This window comes from Vibrio cholerae, from assembly GCF_008369605.1.
In the GTDB taxonomy this organism is placed as follows: Bacteria; Pseudomonadota; Gammaproteobacteria; order Enterobacterales; family Vibrionaceae; genus Vibrio; species Vibrio cholerae.
Map to the genome: position 1 here is coordinate 1,057,980 of NZ_CP043554.1, position 22,112 is coordinate 1,080,091.

At 46.7% G+C, this 22,112-nt stretch carries 22 protein-coding genes; 18 read left to right on the forward strand and 4 right to left on the reverse strand.

The window, feature by feature from the left end; all coding sequences use genetic code 11:
* Positions 1-19: 19 nt before the first annotated feature.
* The 14 genes from ruvA to nadA all read left to right on the forward strand — a co-directional run bounded on the left by ruvA (position 20) and on the right by nadA (position 12,035).
* Positions 20-634, forward strand: coding sequence for a Holliday junction branch migration protein RuvA (gene ruvA, locus F0316_RS05030; protein ID WP_033931178.1), 615 nt, complete (start codon positions 20-22; stop codon positions 632-634).
* A gap of 55 nt (positions 635-689) precedes the next feature.
* Positions 690-1,694 (forward strand): Holliday junction branch migration DNA helicase RuvB, encoded by a 1,005-nt coding sequence (gene ruvB / locus F0316_RS05035; RefSeq protein WP_000568491.1) that lies wholly within the window; start codon positions 690-692, stop codon positions 1,692-1,694.
* A 458-nt stretch (positions 1,695-2,152) separates the two neighbouring features.
* Complete coding sequence (gene cydA / locus F0316_RS05040) at positions 2,153-3,739, forward strand: cytochrome ubiquinol oxidase subunit I (RefSeq protein ID WP_000568053.1); 1,587 nt, start codon at positions 2,153-2,155, stop codon at positions 3,737-3,739.
* A gap of 17 nt (positions 3,740-3,756) precedes the next feature.
* Positions 3,757-4,893, forward strand: coding sequence for a cytochrome d ubiquinol oxidase subunit II (gene cydB / locus F0316_RS05045; protein WP_000460764.1), 1,137 nt, complete (start codon positions 3,757-3,759; stop codon positions 4,891-4,893).
* A 12-nt stretch (positions 4,894-4,905) separates the two neighbouring features.
* The gene (gene cydX / locus F0316_RS05050; protein ID WP_000270285.1) at positions 4,906-5,013 is read left to right on the forward strand and encodes a cytochrome bd-I oxidase subunit CydX; all 108 of its coding nucleotides are present in this window, start codon (positions 4,906-4,908) and stop codon (positions 5,011-5,013) included.
* Positions 5,006-5,323 carry a cyd operon protein YbgE gene (gene ybgE / locus F0316_RS05055; protein ID WP_001286620.1) on the forward strand — a complete coding sequence of 106 codons (318 nt, stop codon included), beginning with the start codon at positions 5,006-5,008 and terminating at the stop codon, positions 5,321-5,323. Before cydX ends, ybgE begins: the two co-directional genes overlap by 8 nt.
* 168 nt (positions 5,324-5,491) lie before the next feature.
* Entirely contained in the window at positions 5,492-5,899 is a 408-nt protein-coding gene (ybgC, locus tag F0316_RS05060; RefSeq protein ID WP_001091290.1) for a tol-pal system-associated acyl-CoA thioesterase, read from the forward strand.
* A complete protein-coding gene (gene tolQ / locus F0316_RS05065; protein WP_000123083.1) occupies positions 5,889-6,572 on the forward strand; it encodes a protein TolQ in 684 nt (227 codons plus the stop codon). The genes ybgC and tolQ overlap by 11 nt, the downstream gene beginning before the upstream one ends.
* A gap of 2 nt (positions 6,573-6,574) precedes the next feature.
* Complete coding sequence (locus F0316_RS05070) at positions 6,575-7,015, forward strand: ExbD/TolR family protein (RefSeq protein WP_000929546.1); 441 nt, start codon at positions 6,575-6,577, stop codon at positions 7,013-7,015.
* A gap of 17 nt (positions 7,016-7,032) precedes the next feature.
* A complete protein-coding gene (tolA, locus tag F0316_RS05075) occupies positions 7,033-8,103 on the forward strand; it encodes a cell envelope integrity protein TolA (protein ID WP_000662244.1) in 1,071 nt (356 codons plus the stop codon).
* A gap of 41 nt (positions 8,104-8,144) precedes the next feature.
* Positions 8,145-9,470 carry a Tol-Pal system beta propeller repeat protein TolB gene (tolB, locus tag F0316_RS05080; protein ID WP_001932512.1) on the forward strand — a complete coding sequence of 442 codons (1,326 nt, stop codon included), beginning with the start codon at positions 8,145-8,147 and terminating at the stop codon, positions 9,468-9,470.
* A gap of 31 nt (positions 9,471-9,501) precedes the next feature.
* On the forward strand, positions 9,502-10,020 hold the full coding sequence (gene pal / locus F0316_RS05085) for a peptidoglycan-associated lipoprotein Pal (RefSeq protein WP_001176628.1): 519 nt from the start codon (positions 9,502-9,504) through the stop codon (positions 10,018-10,020).
* A gap of 15 nt (positions 10,021-10,035) precedes the next feature.
* Positions 10,036-10,800, forward strand: a complete 765-nt coding sequence (gene ybgF, locus F0316_RS05090; protein ID WP_000492451.1) for a tol-pal system protein YbgF — start codon at positions 10,036-10,038, stop codon at positions 10,798-10,800.
* A 173-nt stretch (positions 10,801-10,973) separates the two neighbouring features.
* On the forward strand, positions 10,974-12,035 hold the full coding sequence (gene nadA / locus F0316_RS05095) for a quinolinate synthase NadA (protein ID WP_032469434.1): 1,062 nt from the start codon (positions 10,974-10,976) through the stop codon (positions 12,033-12,035).
* 74 nt (positions 12,036-12,109) lie between these two features.
* Here the strand turns inward: nadA and F0316_RS05100 are convergent, their stop codons facing one another.
* Positions 12,110-12,682: a UPF0149 family protein gene (locus F0316_RS05100; RefSeq protein WP_001194133.1), complete on the reverse strand. Its 573-nt coding sequence runs from the start codon at positions 12,680-12,682 to the stop codon at positions 12,110-12,112.
* Positions 12,683-12,895: 213 nt separating this feature from the next.
* On the opposite strand from F0316_RS05100, the gene cqsR reads away from it, so the two are divergent.
* Positions 12,896-15,100: a hybrid sensor histidine kinase/response regulator CqsR gene (gene cqsR, locus F0316_RS05105; RefSeq protein WP_033928639.1), complete on the forward strand. Its 2,205-nt coding sequence runs from the start codon at positions 12,896-12,898 to the stop codon at positions 15,098-15,100.
* A 338-nt stretch (positions 15,101-15,438) separates the two neighbouring features.
* The gene (locus F0316_RS05110) at positions 15,439-15,891 is read left to right on the forward strand and encodes an L-alanine exporter AlaE (protein ID WP_000647492.1); all 453 of its coding nucleotides are present in this window, start codon (positions 15,439-15,441) and stop codon (positions 15,889-15,891) included.
* Positions 15,892-16,104: 213 nt separating this feature from the next.
* On the opposite strand, the gene exaC is transcribed toward F0316_RS05110, so the two are convergent.
* On the reverse strand, positions 16,105-17,625 hold the full coding sequence (gene exaC / locus F0316_RS05115) for an acetaldehyde dehydrogenase ExaC (RefSeq protein WP_000638577.1): 1,521 nt from the start codon (positions 17,623-17,625) through the stop codon (positions 16,105-16,107).
* A 283-nt stretch (positions 17,626-17,908) separates the two neighbouring features.
* On the opposite strand from exaC, the gene F0316_RS05120 reads away from it, so the two are divergent.
* Entirely contained in the window at positions 17,909-19,669 is a 1,761-nt protein-coding gene (locus F0316_RS05120; protein WP_172625962.1) for a sigma-54-dependent Fis family transcriptional regulator, read from the forward strand.
* Between the two features lie 96 nt (positions 19,670-19,765).
* Entirely contained in the window at positions 19,766-19,981 is a 216-nt protein-coding gene (locus tag F0316_RS05125; RefSeq protein ID WP_001076091.1) for a VF530 family protein, read from the forward strand.
* Positions 19,982-19,991: 10 nt separating this feature from the next.
* On the opposite strand, the gene F0316_RS05130 is transcribed toward F0316_RS05125, so the two are convergent.
* On the reverse strand, positions 19,992-20,699 hold the full coding sequence (locus tag F0316_RS05130) for an SDR family oxidoreductase (protein WP_055030634.1): 708 nt from the start codon (positions 20,697-20,699) through the stop codon (positions 19,992-19,994).
* Positions 20,696-22,081 (reverse strand): DASH family cryptochrome, encoded by a 1,386-nt coding sequence (locus F0316_RS05135; RefSeq protein ID WP_149560256.1) that lies wholly within the window; start codon positions 22,079-22,081, stop codon positions 20,696-20,698. Before F0316_RS05135 ends, F0316_RS05130 begins: the two co-directional genes overlap by 4 nt.
* Between the last annotated feature and the right edge of the window lie 31 nt (positions 22,082-22,112).

The window sequence follows — 22,112 nt, forward strand, 5'->3', positions numbered from 1 at the left end:
ATCAAGTAAGGAATCCCACGTGATTGGACGTCTTCGCGGTACGCTGATTGAAAAACTCCCGCCACAAATTTTGATTGAAATCGGCGGGATTGGCTATGAAGTACAAATGCCGATGAGTTGTATTTACGAACTTCCCAATATTGGTGAAGAAGCCATCATCTATACTCATTTTGTTGTGCGGGAAGATGCGCAGCTATTGTACGGATTTAACACGGTCAATGAGCGAGCACTCTTTCGCGAGGTGATCAAAGCTAATGGGGTGGGGCCCAAAATGGGGCTAGCAATACTTTCTGGCATGACAGCAAATCAGTTTGTTAGTTGTGTTGAAAAAGAAGATATCTCTACCCTCATTAAATTACCGGGAGTCGGGAAGAAGACGGCTGAGCGATTAGTTGTGGAAATGAAAGATCGCCTGAAAGGATGGGGAGCGGGTGATCTCTTTACACCTGCAACCGATGCGGCCCCTGTCGATTCTACGCCCGTGATTGCTCAAAATGCTCAGGAAGAAGCCATGAGCGCGCTATTGGCGCTAGGTTACAAGCCCCCTCAAGCTTCCAAAGCGGTATCGCAAGTGGCTAAAGCAGGAATGAGCAGTGAAGAGTTGATCCGTGAAGCGCTCAAATCTATGGTGTAACGATTCACGTTTTGCCGTCGTTAAAAACAGTCGCCATTAAGCCAATAGAGAAAATATGATAGAAGCCGATCGTTTAATCGCTCCAATCAGCAACCACTTCAAAGATGAGGAAGTGATTGATCGAGCGATTCGTCCCAAAAAGCTTGCCGATTACCAAGGTCAAGATCATGTTCGTGATCAGATGGAAATCTTCATTCAAGCGGCACAAATGCGCCAAGAAGCCTTAGACCATCTGCTGATTTTCGGGCCTCCGGGCTTGGGTAAAACCACCTTGGCCAACATAGTCGCTAACGAAATGGGCGTGAATATTCGTACTACTTCAGGTCCTGTATTGGAAAAAGCGGGAGATTTAGCGGCACTGCTAACCAATCTTGAAGAAAACGATGTGCTGTTTATTGATGAAATCCATCGTTTGAGCCCAATGGTTGAGGAAGTACTGTATCCCGCTATGGAAGATTACCAACTCGATATCATGATTGGTGAAGGTCCAGCAGCACGCTCAATCAAAATCGATCTCCCTCCTTTTACTTTAATTGGAGCCACCACACGTGCAGGCTCGCTGACTTCACCATTGCGTGATCGATTTGGGATTGTGCAACGATTGGAGTATTACAAAGTCGCCGATTTACAACACATAGTGCAACGTAGTGCGCAGTGTCTCGGTCTTTCGATGGATAGTGAGGGCGCTCTTGAAGTGGCTCGCCGAGCACGTGGAACCCCACGGATTGCCAATCGCCTGCTGCGCCGGGTACGAGATTATGCCGAAGTAAAAGGGGATGGACACATTTGTGCGCAAACCGCTGACAGGGCACTCAATATGCTTGATGTTGACCATCAAGGCTTTGATTACATGGATAGAAAGCTGCTGTTAGCAATAATGGAAAAGTTTTCAGGTGGCCCAGTCGGAATCGATAACCTTGCGGCAGCTATTGGCGAAGAGAAAGATACGATAGAAGATGTTCTTGAGCCATTTCTCATTCAGCAGGGTTATTTACAACGTACACCACGCGGTCGTATCGCGACAGATCGCGCTTATTTGCATTTCGGTATTGAAAAATAATGTTACAAATCTCGCTTGTTAAACCGAGCGAGATACTCTTTTTTGACAAAGTTCTCATTTCTTGTATTTCCTTTCCTCGCTCAATTGTTGGCTTTTTTGGGTGTGATGTTAATCCGTTGATTGTTTTCAAGCGAATTACATGGTTTTTTTCACGAGTAGGTAACACAAATTGCTTACCTCTTTTGATTTAGATCATTTTGTTTGTTTATTAACCACATGGCTGGTGCGAAACTTGATTTAGATCAAGGCGTAATTCTCCTATAAACCTTTTGAAACAAGCGGGTTTTGGCATTAGTATTAGCCATAGCTATATTAGCTACAACTTAACAATTAACTAACCATAGTGGTACATAGTTGCAACAACAAATTTTTTTTGTAGCAAAGTGTTATAGTTTTTTTAACATTGTAATTGTTGTTCTATGTCGAACGTGTCATTCAGCCGACACAAAGGAGTTACCATGATCGATGTCGTTGATTTATCGCGGTTGCAATTTGCACTTACTGCGATGTATCACTTCCTGTTTGTTCCCCTTACTCTAGGGATGGCATTTTTACTTGCTATCATGGAGTCACTCTACGTCATGACCGACAAGCAGATTTACAAGGACATGACCAAATTCTGGGGTAAGCTGTTCGGGATTAACTTTGCTCTAGGTGTGGCAACAGGCCTTACCATGGAGTTCCAGTTTGGTACCAACTGGTCTTACTATTCTCATTATGTAGGTGACATTTTTGGTGCTCCACTTGCGATTGAAGCGCTGGTAGCCTTCTTCCTAGAATCTACATTTGTTGGTTTATTCTTCTTTGGGTGGGACAGACTTTCCAAACGACAACACTTAGTCGTGACTTGGCTAGTCGCATTAGGCTCAAACTTCTCTGCTCTGTGGATTCTGGTTGCAAACGGCTGGATGCAAAACCCAGTAGGCTCAGAGTTTAATTTTGAAACCATGCGTATGGAAATGGTGAGCTTTGCTGATGTGGTACTAAACCCAGTTGCCCAAGTGAAGTTTGTTCACACCGTTGCGGCAGGCTATACCACAGGCGCAATGTTCATTTTGGGTATCAGTGCGTACTACCTATTGAAAGGTCGTGATGTTGCTTTTGCACGTCGTTCATTTGCGATTGCGGCATCATTCGGTATGGCTTCTGTACTGTCCGTTATCGTACTGGGTGATGAATCAGGCTATGAGCTTGGTGAAGTTCAGCGCGTGAAACTGGCGGCGATTGAGTCTGAATGGCACACCGAGCCAGCACCCGCAGCGTTCACCTTGTTTGGTATTCCAAATCAAGAAGAAATGCGCACCGACTACGCGATCAAAATTCCATTTGCACTAGGGATCATTGCAACACGTTCACTCGACGAACAAGTTGTAGGTCTGCGTGATCTGCGTGATGAACACGTTGAGCGAATTCGTACCGGTATTTACGCTTACGATCTGCTAGAGCGTCTGCGCGCTGGTGAAAAAACGCCGGAAAACATGGCCGCCTTTGATGAAGTAAAACATGATCTCGGTTATGGCCTACTTCTGAAGCGTTACACGGATAAAGTGACGGATGCGACAGAAGAGCAAATCCAAGCGGCAGCGGATGATTCTATCCCAACAGTATGGCCACTATTCTGGTCTTTCCGCATCATGGTGGCTTGTGGCTTTATTATGCTAGTGGTGTTTGGTGCCGCCTTTATCCAAACCTGTCGTCAGAAGATTGAACAGAAAAAATGGGTTCTCAAAGCCGCGCTATTCAGTATTCCATTGCCTTGGATTGCGGTCGAGACAGGTTGGTTTGTCGCTGAATATGGCCGTCAACCTTGGGCTGTCGGTGAAATTCTTCCCGTTAACGTTGCCGCTTCTGCATTGAGTGCAGGAGAGATCATCACTTCAATGCTGGCGATTTTGGCACTGTACACCATCTTCTTGATTGCAGAAGTGTACTTAATGGTTAAGTTCGCTCGTAAAGGCCCAAGCAGCCTGAAAACCGGACGGTACCATTTTGAACAAGGCGCAGAGTCTGTTCAGGATCAAGTCAACCGCCAAGTTGAAGCATAAGGCAAGGAGAAACAACCATGTTTGATTACGAGATCTTACGACTCATTTGGTGGGTACTGATTGGTGTGCTCCTCGTGGGTTTTGCCATCACAGATGGCTTTGATATGGGCGTTGGGGCGCTAGTCCCTATCATTGGTAAAAATGATAACGAACGCCGAGTGATGATTAACTCTATTGCCCCACACTGGGATGGAAACCAAGTTTGGCTCATCACAGCCGGTGGTGCTTTGTTTGCCGCATGGCCGCTGGTTTACGCCACTTCATTTTCAGGTTTCTATCTGGCTATGATTGTGACACTTGCTGCGCTGTGGTTACGCCCTGTCGGTCTAGACTATCGCTCAAAAATCGAGAGCACAAAATGGCGTAATAACTGGGATTTAGCGATTTCAGCATCAGGATTCATTCCACCGGTTATCTTTGGTGTGGCATTCGGAAACCTGCTACAAGGTGTTCCTTTCCAACTGAGTGATTTCTTGATGCCGACCTACCATGGTTCATTCTTTGGTCTGCTCAATCCATTTGCTCTGCTCTGTGGTCTTGTGAGCTTGTTCATGACTTTGCTACAAGGCTCTGCATGGCTGCAAATGAAAACGACATCGCATGTACATCAACGTGCTCGTAAAGTGGCACAACTGACCGGTTTGCTCACCGCCGTGTGTTTTGTGGGCGCAGGCTTTTGGGTTCAGCACATCGACGGTTATATGATTGTTGGTGCGATTGACGGTAATGCCGCATCGAATCCGCTCAACAAAGAAGTGATTCGTGAAGCGGGCGCTTGGTTACACAACTTTGAACAAGTACCAGTACTGTGGTTAGCTCCTGCACTGGGTGTGTTGATGCCTCTACTCTCGGTTTTGGCATCACGTCTAGATAAAGGTGGTTTGGCATTTTTGACCTCTAGTTTAGGTAACGCTGGCGTTATCTTCACCGCAGGTTTCGCCATGTTCCCATTCGTTATGCCTTCAAGTTTGAATCCGGCTCATAGCTTGACTATGTGGGATGCAACTTCAAGCAAGCTGACGCTAGAACTGATGACTGTGGTTGCGGTTGTCATGGTGCCTATCATTTTGGGTTACACCATCTGGAGTTACTACAAAATGTTTGGTCGTCTCGATGATAAATTCATCGAAGATAACAAGAATTCACTGTACTAAGGAGCGCTCATTATGTGGTATTTCGCATGGATCCTTGGCGTATTACTCGCCTGTGCATTCGGCATCATCAATGCTCTTTGGTTAGAGCACACTGAGATGATGGATAAAGATAGTGAGTGATTGGCAATTAAAGTGGTCTGAAAAGATCGCTCGCTGTCATGACATCACCGATAAGGCCTTGCTCAAGGCCTTATCGCTACTATTAGGCTTCTACAATGCCGCGATGGTGATGTGGGATCCGAATAGTTACGCAGATCGAATCGGCGGCTTCAACGCAGTTATTGCGCCGCTAATGATTTGGGCAATATGTGCCAGTATGGTCTTTGGGGTAGGGTTTAGGCCCCGCCACTGGGTATGGCAGATCGTGTTCAGCCCATATCTATCATTGACCATTCTGAGTTATTTGACGTTGGTGCAGCTAATAAGCTAGTTCAATTCGTATTGTTGGTGAGTTTTTACGCAGATTAGCGCTGTCATTTTGAGACAGCGCTAATTTTTTATCATTAGGTAAGAAAACATTGCACGGGCTTGTACTATCGTGAGCGAGTTGCGCTATAGTAGCAGCCATTCCTCGGTGTATGAGATTTTTATCAAAACCATGAACACTTTTCATTGGCCGGTCACAGTGTATTACGAAGATACTGACGCTGGTGGAGTGGTTTATCACGCAAATTATCTAAAATTCTTCGAAAGAGCCCGTACCGAAATGCTCCGTGCTGTTGGTGTTCATCAACAGAGTTTGTTGGAACAAGGTATTGGCTTTGTGGTCAGACACATGGAGATCGATTTTCTTAAAGGCGCTAAGTTAGATGACCATTTGGAAGTCGTGACCAGAGTGTCAGAATTAAAAAAAGCTTCTTTAACCTTCTGTCAGGAACTCGTTAATCCTGAAGGCACTGTGTTGTCTAAAGCCAAGGTTAAGGTAGCATGTATCGACAATGAGAGCATGAGGCCGAGAGCTTTGCCTCAATTAATCAGTTTGGAGTTAAACTGCAGTGACTGCTGATATTTCATTTCTTGACCTTTTTTTACAAGCTAGCTTCCTAGTAAAAATGGTAATGCTGACCCTTTTGGGAATGTCGGTTGCCTCGTGGGCGGCAATTATCAAACGTAGTAAAGTTATCTCTGCTGCCGAGCGTGAAGCGGATACCTTTGAAGACCGTTTTTGGTCTGGAATGGATCTCGGTGCGCTATACCAAGACGTCAAAAAACGTAAAGATGACATCTATGGCATTGAGGAAATTTTTTATGCTGGCTTTACTGAATTTGCTCGTTTACGTAAGACCAACCCAGGTGCACCTGATTTTGTGATGGAAGGCACAGGGCGAGCCATGCGCGTAGCTGTGGCTCGTGAAGTTGATTCACTCGAAACCAGCTTACCTTTCTTGGCAACTGTCGGTTCCATCAGCCCATATATCGGTCTATTTGGAACGGTGTGGGGTATCATGCATGCGTTTATTGCTCTTGGAGAGGTAAAACAAGCTACGTTAGCGATGGTGGCTCCGGGGATTGCAGAAGCTCTGATTGCAACGGCGATTGGTCTATTTGCTGCGATTCCAGCCGTTATGGCTTACAACCGTCTTAGCAATAAAGTGAGTAAGCTTGAACATACTTACGCTACCTTCTCGGAAGAGTTTCATACCATTCTCCACCGTCAAGCGATGGCTGGCAGGGAATAACTATGGCTGGCTATCAAACCAAAAAACGTGAGATGAAAGCAGAGATTAACGTGGTTCCTTACATCGACGTTATGCTGGTTCTCCTCATTATTTTTATGGTGACATCACCGTTTGTAACACAAGGTGTGGATGTGGAGTTGCCGAAAACTCATTCGGCTAAATCAGCACAAGATCTAGCGGGTGATAGCGATTCTAGCTTTATCATTGTTGAGATTGATAAAGAAGGTAATCTTGGCCTGAGTGTTAATGATGAAGAAGTTCAACGCGGTCTATCCATCGAAGATGTGATTGTTCGAGTGAAAGCAGAATTGTCTCTTAAACCTAATTCACCTGTGGCCGTGGGTGGCGATGCTGCTACACCTTACGCAGAGATTGTTTTGGTATTGGATGAGTTGGGTCAAGCTGGTATTCCTAAAGTAGGGCTACTCACGGACCTTAAATAATAGGTTTAATACTGAGCATGAAAGAGAATAAGTCCAGAAAAAGTAATGATGCTAAATCGATAACTATTTCGCTGGCGATGCACGGTGCTTTAGTCGCGATATTGCTCTGGGGAGCCGATTTCACCATGTCTGATCCTGAACCGACAGGACAGATGATTGAAGCGGTGGTCATTGATCCTCAGCTCGTTCGTCAGCAAGCTCAGCAAATTCGTAGTCAGCGTGAAGAGGCGGCGAAAAAAGAGCAAGAGCGACTGGATAAACTCCGTCGTGAAAGCGAACAGCTAGAGAAAAATCGACAAGCAGAAGAAGAGCGGATCCGCCAGTTGAAAGAGCAACAGGCTAAAGAAGCCAAAGCGGCTCGTGAAGCGGAAAAGTTGCGTGAGCAGAAAGAACAAGAGCGCTTAGCCGCTGAGCAGAAAGCTCGCGAAGAAAAAGAGCGTGCTGCAAAAGCAGAGGCTGAACGCAAAGTGAAAGAAGAAGCCGCAAAAAAAGCTGAGCAAGAACGCGTGGCGAAAGAAGCCGCAGCGGCAAAGGCAGAACAGCAACGTATTGAACGTGAAAAAGAAGCCAAGCTTGCGGAAGAAAAAGCCAAACGTGAAAAAGAAGTGGCAGCGAAAGCTGAGCAAGAACGTTTAGCAAAGGAAAAAGCGGCCAAAGAGGCGGCAGATAAAGCCAAGAAAGAAAAAGAACGCGCGGCAAAAGCAGAAGCTGAACGTAAAGCTCAAGAAGCGGCCTTGAATGATATTTTTGGCAGCTTGAGTGAAGAAAGTCAGCAAAATAATGCGGCACGTCAGCAGTTTGTTACTTCGGAAGTAGGGCGCTATGGAGCCATCTACACCCAGCTCATCCGGCAGAATCTGTTAGTGGAAGACAGTTTTCGAGGAAAGCAGTGTAGGGTAAACCTAAAGCTTATTCCTACTGGGACTGGCGCATTACTGGGTAGCTTAACCGTTTTGGATGGTGACAGTCGTTTATGTGCAGCAACCAAACGCGCTGTTGCCCAAGTGAATAGTTTTCCATTGCCGAAAGATCAGCCTGACGTTGTGGAAAAACTTAAGAATATTAATTTAACCGTAGCACCTGAATAAGGAAGGGAAGGCTTGTGTTTAAGCGATTAGTTTTTGTTTTGATGCTCATCGGTACCGGTTTTTCCAATATTGCGAATGCAGCATTGGAGCTAGTTATTACTGACGGTATTGATTCTGCACGTCCGATTGCGATAGTTCCTTTCAAATGGGAAGGCGCAACCAAGTTGCCTGAAGACGTTTCTGCGGTGATTGCCTCTGACTTACAGCGCAGTGGTAAATTTAGCCCAGTTCCGACCAGCAAAATGCCACAGACGCCTTATAGCGAAGAGCAGGTTAACTTTGGCAAATGGACATCTATGGGGGTCGATTCATTATTGACGGGTACGATCACGCAAAATGCGGAAGGTAGCTATGTAATTAGTTATCAACTGGTTGACATTGTGCGTGGACAACTGACTCAAGGCCAAAGCAAAGCTCTGTCTCAAGATGGTCAATTGGTGCTATCTAAAGATCATGTTTTGTTTAATAAAGTGGCGACCGTTCCTGCATCAAGAATGCGTGAATATGCCCACCGTATTGCGGACTTGGTTTATGAGGAATTGACTGGTGAACGCGGCGCCTTCTTAACGCGCATCGCTTACGTTGTGGTCAATGATAAGGATCCGTATCCTTATCAACTGAGAATTGCTGATTATGACGGCTATAACGAACGTCTTGTGCTTCGTTCTAAGCAGCCGCTTATGTCACCCGCTTGGTCACCTGATGGTCAGACTTTGGCTTACGTGAGTTTCCAAAACGGACAAGCCGAAATTTACATGATGAACATCTACAGTGGGAAGCGAGAGAAGCTGACGTCATTCCCACGTCATAATGGTGCGCCCAGATTCTCACCAGATGGTAAAACGCTAGCGCTGGTTTTATCAAAAACTGGTAATTTACAGGTCTACACTATGGACTTGGCTACACGTCGCTTGACAGAGGTGACTAGTGGCCGTTCCAACAACACCGAACCTTTCTGGCATCCAGATGGTAAATCTTTAATTTTCACTTCAGATCGGGGTGGTAAACCACAGATTTATCAAGTAAATTTATCCGGCGGTGAAACCAAGCGTTTAACTTGGCAAGGTAGCCAAAACTTGGGTGGCCAAATTACACCGGATGGAAAATTCTTGGTGATGGTGAATCGTAGTGATTCCGGCTTCAATCTCGCGAAGCAGGATTTAGAAACAGGGGCAATGCAGATTCTGACAAAAACCTTGTTAGATGAGTCCCCAAGTATTGCGCCGAATGGTGGTATGGTGATTTATAGCTCCATCTACAATAAGGCCAACGTCTTGTCGATGGTATCCATTGATGGACGCTTTAAAGCAAGATTACCGGCAACCAATGGGCGCGTTCGTGCTCCAGCATGGTCACCGTTTTTATAACAAGTAACTGTTTAATAGAAAGGAATAGGAAATGCAACTTAACAAAGTTCTTAAGAGTCTGCTGATTGCGCTACCAGTTTTAGCTGTTACCGCTTGTAGCTCAAGTGATGATGCTGCGAACTCAGGTTCTCAAACTAACCAATCAGCAGTGTCTACTGTTGACTCAAATGGTCTGAATGCACAAGGTCAACTGACTGAGCAAGAACTGAAAGAACAAGCTCTGCGTGAAAACCAAACTATCTACTTCGCATTCGACAACGCAACTATCGCGAGCGACTACGAAGCAATGCTAGCTGCACACGCTGCTTACCTAGTGAAAAACCCAAGCCTACGCGTAACTATCGAAGGTCACGCTGATGAGCGCGGTACTCCTGAGTACAACATCGCACTGGGTGAGCGTCGTGCTCAAGCAGTTGCTAAGTACCTAGAAGCTCTGGGTGTTCAAGCTGGCCAACTGTCTATCGTTAGCTACGGTGAAGAGAAGCCTTTAGTTCTAGGTCAATCAGAAGAAGCGTACGCGAAAAACCGTCGTGCAGTTCTGGTTTACTAATTGAGGTGATGCCTCATGTTCAGTAACTTAAAGCACGTTGTCATGCTGATGTTACTGGCAAGTGCAGCGAGCTATGCGCTCGCTGCACCCGCTCCAGTATCTGACTTAGGTAGCAACGTATCCGGTGGTTCGCGGAGTTCAGAAATTGAACGTCTCGAACGTCTCCTCGAAAGCCGTAATCTTGTGCAGTTGCAAATGCAAAAGCAACTCGATGATATGGCACTTGAAGTCAATGAATTACGGGGCCAGATTGAAAAAAACAACTATGACATGCAGCAAATGTTGCAGCGTCAAAGGGAGTTGTTTGTAGAACTTGACCGTGTGCGTGGCGAGATGAAGTCACCTTCCTCCGGAGCCGGCCAACTACCAACAAGCAGCAATGATGAGGCTGCACAAGGCACCTTCAGTAGCGACGCTAATGAACAGGCTGCTTATCAGAATGCTGTTGATCTGATCCTTAAAAAGCGTGACTACGCAGGTGCGATTGCCGCTTTCCAGAAGTTTCAGACTGACTACCCTAATTCGACCTTCTCTGCTAATGCTCACTACTGGCTAGGCCAGCTCTATTTTGCCAAGAAAGAAGACAAAGAAGCCGCGAAAAGTTTTGCAGCTGTTGTCTCGGATAAAGGCTCTAACAAACGGGCTGATGCATTAGTTAAGTTGGGCGATATTGCGAAACGCAATAATAACGCCGAGCAGGCACGTAAATTTTACCAGCAAGCGGTGGACGAATATCCCGATAGTGCTTCTGCTAAAATTGCCAAAGAAAACCTTAAATAAACACAAGAGCTGCGAATGCAGCTCTTGTTCGTTTCAGCTTTTCACTCTGTTATGGGCAGGGTTATTCATCGCTACACATTATTTCTCCCTCCTTGTTTAGGGCATTCAATTTTGCTTGCTGCTGGCTAGGGTGTACAATGCGCCGTCTATGGAAGTTGTGTAGAGCAAGAGCAATGAGCCACATACTCGATACTATAAATACAGTTTATCCCTTTCCCCCAAAACCTATCCCTCTTAGGGATGAGGAAAAGCAAGCTTATATCGCTGAGATCATACAACTCTTAATTGAGAAAGATGCGGTGTTGATTGCTCATTACTATACGGATCCTGAAATTCAAGCGCTTGCTGAAGCGACAGGTGGGTTTGTGGGTGACTCGCTAGAGATGGCAAAATTTGGCAACCGCCATCCAGCCACAACCTTAATTATTGCGGGCGTACGTTTCATGGGAGAGTCAGCAAAGATTTTGACCCCAGAAAAACGCATCTTAATGCCGACGCTCGAAGCGGAGTGCTCCCTCGATCTTGGTTGCCCAGCAGACAAGTTCACTGAGTTTTGCGATGCACACCCTGATCATACGGTAGTCGTGTATGCCAATACCTCAGCGGCGGTGAAAGCGCGTGCCGACTGGGTGGTGACATCAAGCATTGCTCTGGAAATTGTTGAGCACTTAGATTCTGAGGGTAAACCTATTATTTGGGGCCCAGATCGACACTTAGGTGCTTATATTGCTAAGAAAACGGGCGCAGACATGCTGTTATGGCAGGGCGAATGTGTCGTGCATGATGAGTTTTCTGCTGATGCTCTGCGTAAGATGAAGGCACTTTATCCTGATGCTGCGATTTTGGTTCATCCTGAATCGCCTGCGAGTGTTGTTGAATTGGCGGATGCGGTAGGCTCAACAAGCCAACTCATTAAAGCGGCTAAGACATTACCACAGCAGAAAATGATTGTTGCTACGGATAAAGGAATTTTCTTTAAAATGCAGCAAATGGTTCCCGAGAAGGAGCTGATTGAAGCTCCAACCGCAGGTGCGGGAGCGACTTGCCGTAGTTGTGCGCATTGTCCTTGGATGGCGATGAATGGCCTTCAGGCTATTGCACAAGCACTGCGTGAAGGTGGCAAACAGCATGAAATTTTTGTGGATGAAGCGCTGAGAGTGAAATCACTTATCCCGCTTAATCGTATGTTGGATTTCGCTGAACAACTGAATTTAAAAGTGAAAGGCAACGCGTAAGTAAGCTGTCTGTTGTGCTGAAAATAGACATGCCCATCGCCTTAAAAAATGGGCATGTCTAGCAAACATGATAGCTACTGAGCTTCAGCTAACGTGACACCACGTTGTGTGATTCCACACAACATCACTGGAATCGCATGATAAATTTCAGCAAATTGCTCTAAACCGGTGAAGCCTTGCTCATAAAGTGTGGCGATCGATGTTTCAGGATCGTAGAGCATACTTAATGAAAGAAGCACGCCACCAAGCAGGGTATTATCCGAACTATTTTCTGGCATCAACACCTCCCAATCATCACGCGCTAATTGCCAACCTTGTAGCATCCCCTCGCAAAAATCACGTACCTCTTGATTCACGATTTCTGCCTCATCCAACAAGTAGCCAGTTGGCCATTGCCAGTTGCCTTCAAGTAGCTGAGATCGTGTTTCATTCCAAAGTGCGATGATGTGCTCGAAATAGTTTTCTAATTGGATAGGATCCGAAAAAGGTGCAATCTCTTCTCCACCCCATAAGAAGGGAAGCCATTCTTCAGGGGGTAAGACATTAGGGCAGCAAGCCATAGCGGTAACAAAACCGACGGTTTTAGCTTGATTGAGGAGTTTGTTTTCTAATTCTGGCTGCTGCAGGATTTCTTGTAAGGTTTGCATGAGATGTGAGTGCTCAATAAATATCAGTGCGCCTATTTTATCTGGAAAGCGTGCTCAGGGCATCCGCTTGTTCTCTCTTTTCAGCGTTTAAGGCTCAAATTCCTGCCTAAGAATGTTAGTTTGTGCACAGCGCCATGGAAAATCGATGAGAAAAGAAAGCCTGACAGAATAATTTCGCTATAATTTTGTAAACAAAAAATAATTCAGTTGGTTATGGCTATTCGCTCCTCGCTTAAAAAGAAAAGTATTCTAGCGCTGACCATTTATTTGGCATTCTTCCTTGCGATTGTAGGAACGCTGAGTTATTGGGGGCTTGAAGTCCCATTTAGAAAAGAACTGAAAAATAATCTAGCCCTGAGAGCGGAGTTACTGGCTACCCAAATTCGTGAGCCATTGAATAACTCGATAGGGGTTCTGCAGAGTGTTACCAGCATTGGCAAAAGCGCAGCCGATAAGGAAGAGCAAGAGCGCATGCTGCGCTCACTATTTTCTGTTGTTGGCGGAGTGATCATTAGCGGAGGGTTGTGGCCGGAACCCAATCTATCGGCAACTGACCCCTCACTACGATATGACAGCTTGTTTTTTAATAAAGCAACCGATGGACAGGTTGACCAACTGAGCTCATGGAATAACCCCAAAGCGGGGGGGTATGACCGAGAAAGCTGGTACCTGGCTGCAGAACGTGAAGCCGAAGGGCTCTATTTCTGGTCACCTGTCTATGTCGACCCCTATACCCGTGTGGAAATGATCACGGTCTCGACCCCTTATTATCGTAACGGTCAGTTTGCGGGCGTTGCTACCGTTGATCTCTCACTTGAAAGCTTAATCCAATTCGTTGCTGCGACAGCAGAGCAGTACAACTTAGGTGTGAATCTTAAAGATGCCTTTGGGGTTGAGGTCGTCTCACATAACTTCCGCACTTATGATAATGCGTTGGTCAGTTACTATAGTTTTGGCGAGTTCAATTGGCAGATTGAAGTGGTGAATGCTAATCAGCATGTCGATGAAATCATCTTCGACTTAATTATCAACATCGAAAAAGGATTGATGCCGATCCTGCTGCTCTGTGTGATGGTGGGGTATTTTTTAATTAGCCATTATTGGATCCGCCCAATTGTCTTAATTGCGAAAAAGGTGAGTGAGTCGAGAGAAGGTGAAATCATCGATATTCGGTACAAATCTCAGGATGAGATCCGGCATCTTATTGATACGTTTAACCAAAAAACGATTTACTTAGAGGCAGAGAAAGTCAAAGCTCAGGCCTCGACCAAAGCGAAAAGTGCATTTTTAGCCACGCTCTCTCATGAAATTCGAACGCCGATGAATGGCGTGCTCGGTACCGCGCAAATCCTATTGAAAGATGAATTGACCCCTAAGCAGCGACAGCACTTAACCAGTCTCTACGAATCGGGCGAACATATGATGTCATTGCTCAATGAGATTTTAGATTATTCAAAAATAGAGCAAGGCAAATTCGAGTTAGATCACAGTGCATTTCCGCTCAAATCGATCATCGGCAGCATCAAAAGTATCTACTCCAGTCTTTGTGTTGAAAAAGGACTGAAATTCCAACTGAACTCAGAAATTACCGATGGACGATGGTACTACGGAGACAAGGCGCGTTTGCGGCAAATTATCTTCAATCTGCTTAGTAATGCGGTGAAATTTACCGAAGCAGGCTTTGTCGCAATAGGGTTAAGTGAAGAAAGCTGTGACGAAGAGAATTACTTGATCATCAAAGTGCAGGATACGGGAATCGGCATCGCGCAAGAGTCGTTAGGGCGTATCTTTCGACCCTTTGAACAGGCGGAATCACACACAACACGGCGTTTTGGTGGTACAGGCTTAGGCTTGGCTATTGTTAAACAGATTGCGGAATTAATGAATGGCACTGTTTTAGTGCAAAGTGAAGTTGGGCAGGGTTCTTGTTTTAAGGTGAGAGTTAAATTAGCGATTACCGAACCAGTAACCGAAGATGTGAAACCTACTAAAGCCAAAACGTATCCCGGTTTACGGGTGCTGATTGTCGAAGATAACCGTACGAACATCATGATTCTGGAAGCTTTTATGCGCAATAAAGGTTTTGAGTGCCATAGCGTGATGGATGGTGTACAAGCGATTACCGCGTTACAGGAAAGCTCATTTGATCTCGTTTTAATGGATAACCACATGCCGTTAAAAGATGGCATTCAAGCCACCAGCGAAATTCGTCAGTTGCCACTGCCGCAAGCCAAGATACTGCTGTTTGGTTGTACCGCAGATGTTTTCAAAGATACCCGAGATAAAATGCTCTCTGCAGGGGCAGATGACATCATCGCTAAACCCATTGCAGAGCATGAGCTAGATATGGCGCTTGAACAACACTCAGAGCGCTTGTACCAGTTTCATCGCGAACCATCTTTACCATCGGTAGAGTAAATCACTCTGTTTCTTCCTTCTTTCTTTCCTTTCTTATGCGTGTGGCCCCAAGTTCGGCTTGGCAAGAAACTATCTCACCGTACTCAGCGTGATGTAATAAAATTACCAAACGTAAACTGAGAAACCGATGTTTTGACTAAGAACGCGTAAAAGTAGCTGTAGATGCTATTTTAATTACTTTTTTTGGTTTTTTATTTACCGTGCGAGTTTAAAAACAAAGCCTAAAACTGAATTTTGTATGGTTTAATAGTTCCATAAACTGCCAATTTGGAATTATGGCAGTGACATGTTTGGTCATGGTTGCAAAATTGTAGTGATATATTTTATAGGGGATGTAAATGAAAGCTCGTGGTCCGTTTTGTATTCGTCATGCAGCGGCTGATACTTTTGCGATGGTCGTCTTTTGTTTTGTAACAGGCATGATTATTGAAATTTTTGTGTCAGGAATGACCTTTCAGCAATCACTCGCTTCCCGAACCCTTTCCATTCCCGTTAATATCGCGATTGCTTGGCCGTATGGTGTGTTTAGAGATTATGTTCTTCGCCAAGGGCGCAAAATTTCCCCAACCGGTTGGATGAAAAATCTCTCCGATCTCGTGGCTTACGTTCTCTTTCAATCGCCGGTTTATGCCGCCATTCTCTTCACCGTAGGCGCTTCTACCGATCAAATCATTACTGCTGTGGCCACCAATGCATTGGTGTCGTGTGGAATGGGTGTGTTGTACGGCTATTTCCTCGATATGTGTCGCCGTTGGTTTAAAGTTCCGGGATATACAGTCTCTGAGGGTTAATACTTCTCAGGTATCAGCAGTTATCCCTTGCTTAATGGATGCTGCAGCGCTGTTGGCTACGTTCGTTCACCCCAATCACATGCTCATGGGGATTAACTTACCGGTTGTTTCCCTACAACGCCAATTCGTAAAAAATTGGAATGGATCCAAAATGAAAAACCCAGCTTCGCTGAAACGAGGCTGGGTTCGGGCGATTAACTGAATACCAAGCTTTTAGAAGAAACCGAGAGGATTCACATCGTAGCTGATCAGTAAGTTTTTGGTGTTCTGGTAGTGGTTCAACATCATTTTGTGGGTTTCACGCCCAATCCCCGATTTTTTATAGCCACCAAAGGCCGCATGTGCGGGGTAAGCGTGGTAGCAGTTGATCCAGATCCTGCCTGCTTGAATATTTCTTCCCATACGGTAGGCGAGGTTTTGGTCACGGGTCCAAATACCTGCGCCGAGGCCGTATTCGGTATCGTTGGCCAATGCCAAGGCTTCGGCTTCGTCTTTAAAAGAGGTAATGGCAATCACAGGGCCAAAAATCTCTTCTTGGAAGACTCGCATCTTGTTGTGGCCTTGCAGTAGGGTCGGCTGAATATAGTAGCCTTGACCGAGTTCCCCTTCTTGTTTGGCAACGCCACCACCAAACAGCACTTTTGCGCCTTCTTGGCGGCCAATATCTAAGTAACTCAAGATCTTGTCAAACTGCTCTTGAGATGCTTGAGCGCCCACTTGAGTGTCGGTATCCAGTGGATTGCCTTGTTTGATGCCTTTCGCCCGCTCCGCGACTTTGGCCACAAAGCGATCGTAAATTGACTCATGAACCAGAACGCGAGAAGGGCAAGTACACACTTCGCCTTGATTGAAAAAGCCCAGCAAAGTACCTTCGATACATTTCTCTAAATAGGTGTCTTCGTGGTCAAAAATATCTGGGAAATAGATATTAGGAGACTTCCCACCGAGCTCTACGGTTGATGGAATTAAACTTTGCGCCGCACATTTGAGAATGTGCTGACCCACTTGGGTTGAGCCCGTAAACGCCAGTTTGGCAATACGTTGACTGGTGGCCAAGGCTTGGCCTGCTTCACTGCCAAAACCGTTGACCACGTTGATCACGCCTGCAGGGATGAGGTCGGCGATTTTCTCGATCAACACCAAGATCGAAGTGGGGGTTTGCTCGGCAGGTTTGAGTACCACACAGCAACCTGCTGCAAGGGCTGGCGCTAACTTCCACGCCGCCATCAGCATTGGGAAATTCCACGGAATGATTTGTCCCACCACTCCGATTGGCTCAGGGAAATGGTAACTGGCCGTATGGCTATCGAGCTCAGCGGCGCTGCCTTCTTGAGCACGAATGCAGCCTGCAAAATACCGGAAATGGTCAACCACCAGAGGGAGATCGGCCGCTAGAGTTTCACGCACCGGTTTACCATTCTCCCAGCATTCCGCAACCGCAAGCTGCTCGATGTTTGCTTCAATCCGATCAGCAATTTTCAGTAGCAGGTTAGAGCGCTCAGTCACACTGGTTTTTGCCCATGCTTCACGCGCTTGATGTGCGGCATCTAACGCCAAATCAATATCTGCTTGGGTTGAGCGCGCGACTTGGCAATAAACCTGTCCATTGACGGGTGAAATATTACCAAAGTATTCACCACTGACAGGTTTAACCCATTGGCCGCCAATGAAATTATCGTAATGGCTCTTGAAGGTGATAACGGCGTTGTCACTACCCGGTTGTGCATAAATCATAACTCGTCCTTTTGTTTTCGGTTTGGGTGTTACACAGTGTCGAAATGCACTGCTTTATCCCTTTCCTACTTGAAGTGGCAACTCCAAGTGGTTCGGGTATTCCAACGCTATAACGCAAATCACAGGCCAACATAAATGAACTTGTTGTTAATCTTGTGTAACGCTATGGTTAACAAAAGGATCGCAAGTAACAGACAAGGTTGCCGTACTCGATTGGATGATGTGTACGAGTGTTCAAGTGTTACAAAATGACACACCCAGAGTGTGAGGAAATGGAACAGTGATGCAACTTCAACAGCTTAGCCATGTTAATTGGCTTGTGAACTCTTGGCAGCGTAGTGAACAGGCGGGGTTGACCCAGCAGAGTCGTGCGCAAGATATTCGCTTGAGTGACAACAAACTTAAGGAGCGTCGCCAAGAGCTCGCGGGGCTGATTGACACGGTCAGCCGATTTGCACTACCGCTGTTCTACCAACTGTTTGCACACAGTGACAGCCGTTTAATTTTGACCGACCAACACGGCGTGATCATCGGCAGTTGGGGGCAGGCGAGATTTCGTGAAAAACTGAGCCAAATCGCGCTAAGCTCCGGCGCATGTTGGCAAGAGCCGATCAAAGGTACCAACGCTATTGGAACGGCTTTGATTGAGCAAAAACCCATTTCGGTGATTGGTGAGCAGCACTTTATTCAGCATCATCACTTTATCAGTTGTTCCGCGAGCCCGATTTTTGATTACACCGGACAGCTGATCGGAGTGTTAGACATCACCAGCGAGCAGCAGAAACACACGCTTTCAACCCAAGTTGTGGTGCAGAATATGGTACAACTGGTTGAAAATCAGCTCCTTAACCAGATACCACATGGCCATGTACGAATCGATCTCGCCTGTGAACCCTCGTTACTGAGCAGTGGCTGGCAAGGCGTAATTATTGCGGATGAATCGGGCCAGATATTGGCGCATAACCAAGTCGCAGGTCAGTTATTAGCGCAAGGCACAGTGATTGGTCAATCGGTGGAGCAGGTGCTGCCACGGCCACAGACGCATGCATCATTTATCTATACCACCACACCGCTTCACTCCAAGCTGCATCGTACCCGCGCGTTAACCCCCGCCAGTGATCTGCATTTTGGGGATGCGGAGGTGGAGCGCTGTTGGCAACAGGCTAATCGGGTAATTGATAAAGATATCCGCTTGCTGATCCTTGGCCAAACTGGGGTGGGTAAAAATGAATTTGTTAAAGCGCTGCATAGAAATAGCCAGCGTAAAAACGGCCCTTTAGTCGCGGTAAATTGTGGTGCGCTGGCAAAAGAGTTGGTGGAGGGTGAGCTGTTTGGCTATGTCGCTGGCGCCTTTACCGGAGCCAGTCATAAAGGATACCAAGGGAAAGTGCGTTTAGCAGACAAAGGCATTCTGTTTCTGGATGAAATCGCCGATTTACCTCTAGACGCACAAAGTCGCTTACTGCATGTGTTGCAAGATAAAACCGTGCTGCCGGTGGGTTCTAATCACGCCACCAAAGTCGATATTCAGATTATCGCTGCGACTCACAAAAACCTTGAACAATTGGTCACACAAGGGATGTTTCGCCAAGATCTCTACTACCGACTCAGTGATTTGGTTGTCGAGCTGCCCAGCTTCCAGCAGCGTCAAGATAGACAAGCCCTGATCCACCATATTCATCGCCGCTACAGTGATGCTGGCCAACAAATTTGTGGTGACTTAATGCAAAGGCTACTCGCTTATCACTGGCCCGGTAATTTACGCGAGCTAGATAGCCTAATCAAAGTCGCGAGTTTGATGGCCGAAGGCGAGGGGGTACTCACTTTCAATCATCTGCCGACACATCTTGCCCAAAAACTCAGCCACGCGGCGCCTATCGCTGCGGAGGATGATCAACAGAAAGATATCAAATCCACGGTAGAAGCATCCTTACTCAAAACCTACCAAGCAACGCAAGGCAACATTAGCCAAACCTCGCGTTTGCTCGGGCTGAGCAGAAATACCATCTATCGCAAATTGAAAGCGCTGGGGATACTGAAGTAAGATTGGCAGCTTCACGTTACCAAGGGTGGGCGCAGCTTCATCGCCTATTCCCATTTTCTGCCTGATGAAAGGCAGATTTTCACAGAGAACCCTCTAATGAACCAACAAGTTAATAACCCGCTGCACGGCCTAAGCCTAGAAAAAATCGTCACTCGCTTGGTGGAGCATTATGGCTGGAGTGGGTTACATCAGCGTATCAACATCAACTGCTTTGCAAATGACCCATCGATTAAATCATCGCTCAAGTTTTTGCGTAAAACTCAATGGGCGCGCGATAAGGTTGAGGCGCTGTATCTATCCACCTTTAGCTAATCCCTACGCTTTACCAAGGCAGCGCCTGACCATCGTAGGCATAAAATCCGCCGCTTTGTTCAGGCGTTGCCGCTGCAATCAAACCAATCAAATCGTGCGCAACACGGGCGGGGCTGAACAGTTTCTCTGGGGCGACATTGCTGTGAAATGGCGCAGAGAGTTTGGTGTCGGTCGTGCCGGGATGCAGTGCCAACACCACCCCTTTTTTCAGTGAGCGTTGCCATTCAATCGCTAACGTTTTCAGCAGCATATTGAGCGCCGCTTTCGAGGCACGATAGCTGTACCAACCGCCGAGTTGGTTATCACTAATACTGCCGACCTTGGCGGAAAGCGTGGCAAACTTGGCCGCCTCACTCTGCTTCAGTTTGGCGGTGAAATGCTTGGCAAGCAGTAGGCTAGGCAAGGCATTGTGGGTCAGGTTGTAGAGGAAAAAATCCGCATCTAAGGCATTGAGGTTCTTTTCTGGTCCTTTACTTGCTGTATGCAGTACGCCGACACAGTTGATAAGCCAATCGACTCGGCTAAATTGCTCACTCAGGGCTTGTACTTGCGCTTCTTGGGTGGCATCGAGTGCATGCCAAGTCAGCCGCGGGTGCTGCCACGTCGGCGTAGTACTATGGTAAGTCGCATGCACGTTGGCCTCACTAAAACGGTTCAGCGCTTCTTGCACCATCGCCAAACCAATACCGCCGCTGCCACCGATGATCACGATATTCATGATGAGCTTTCCTTATTTTGAGGATGATGCATAAGAAGAGGCGCGCTGGCGGCGATTGGCCAGTCAACCATATCGACACTGTCGAGCGCCAAATTTTCGAGAGCATTTAGCTTGTCACAAGCCGTTCCGCACCATTTGGCAACGAACTCGCCCTTTGGATCGTAAGTGTGCGCCTGTTTTTCGAGGTTGAATTGCCGCGAGCCGCGTGGGTCGGCTCCGACTCCCGCCAAATACTGCCAGTTGCCCCAGTTGGATCCGACATCGTAATCCACTAACTGGGTTTCAAAATAAGCGGCACCATAGCGCCAATCTAAGCCTAGTTCGTGGACTAGGTAGCTGGCGACTAACTGTCGACCACGGTTGGACATGTAACCTGTTTGATTCAGTTGCCGCATACAGGCATTCACAATGGGGAAAGGCGTTTCTCCGTGCTTCCACTGTAAAAAGCGCTGCGCATAGAAACTGGTGAGCGGTTTTTTCTCGCCAATCCCAGAGAAGCGAAAGAGTTTTGCGCCATAGCGCCGCGCGTACCAGTAAAAATATTCACGCCACAGTAACTCAAAGAAAATCCAGTAGGTGGAATCGTTCGCGCCATGTACAGCTTCATAACGCTGCAACATGGCATAAATGGTTTTTGGCGAAACCGCGCCGAGCGCGAGCCAAGGCGAAAACTTAGTGGAATAATCCATGCCGTCTAACCCATTGCGCGTCTCTTTATAGCGACTGGGGAGCATGGAGGAGAAATAGTTTTGGCAATGCGTCAGCCCTGCTTGCTCACCACCGACAAAGGCGCTGTGATTCGGCTCGGTAACAATATCCATCAAAGGCAACTGCCAGCCTTGCTCAATGGGTGGTAAAACACGCGGATAACCCATCGGCGCAGAGAGGGAGAGCGTTTCTACTTGCTTACGAAATTGGGTAAAGGTGCTCGGTAGCGCCTCAAGTGCAAACGGCAACTGCGGCTCACTCAATAAGCTGTGCAGAGCTTGCTGATGGATGTGCACACAAGAAAAGTCCTGATGAATGCGCGCGATAGCTTGGCGCTCATCTGAGCCCGCCATTGCATCCACATAAATATCCGTAATCTCGACTTGAGTCAGTAGATGGCGCAGCGCTTGATAGGGCAAAAGTGGCGTCACCCAAAGCTTTTGGCCTAGCGTACTGAGCGAATGATCTAAGTCAGCCAAGGTTTGGTTGAGAAACCTTTTTTTGGCTTCGCCCCATTGTGTTTGCTGGGCGTAGCGCGCCAAAAATGGCGTAATCGAGGGATAACAGTACAAACAGATCAAGCGATCCACTTGCTGCGAGGCTTGCTCAAGTAGCGGGTTATCGTTCACTCGTAAATCGTTGGTAAACCAGTACAGGCCAATTTTTTTACTCAAGTTCCACTCTCAATACCGATGATGGGGTTAA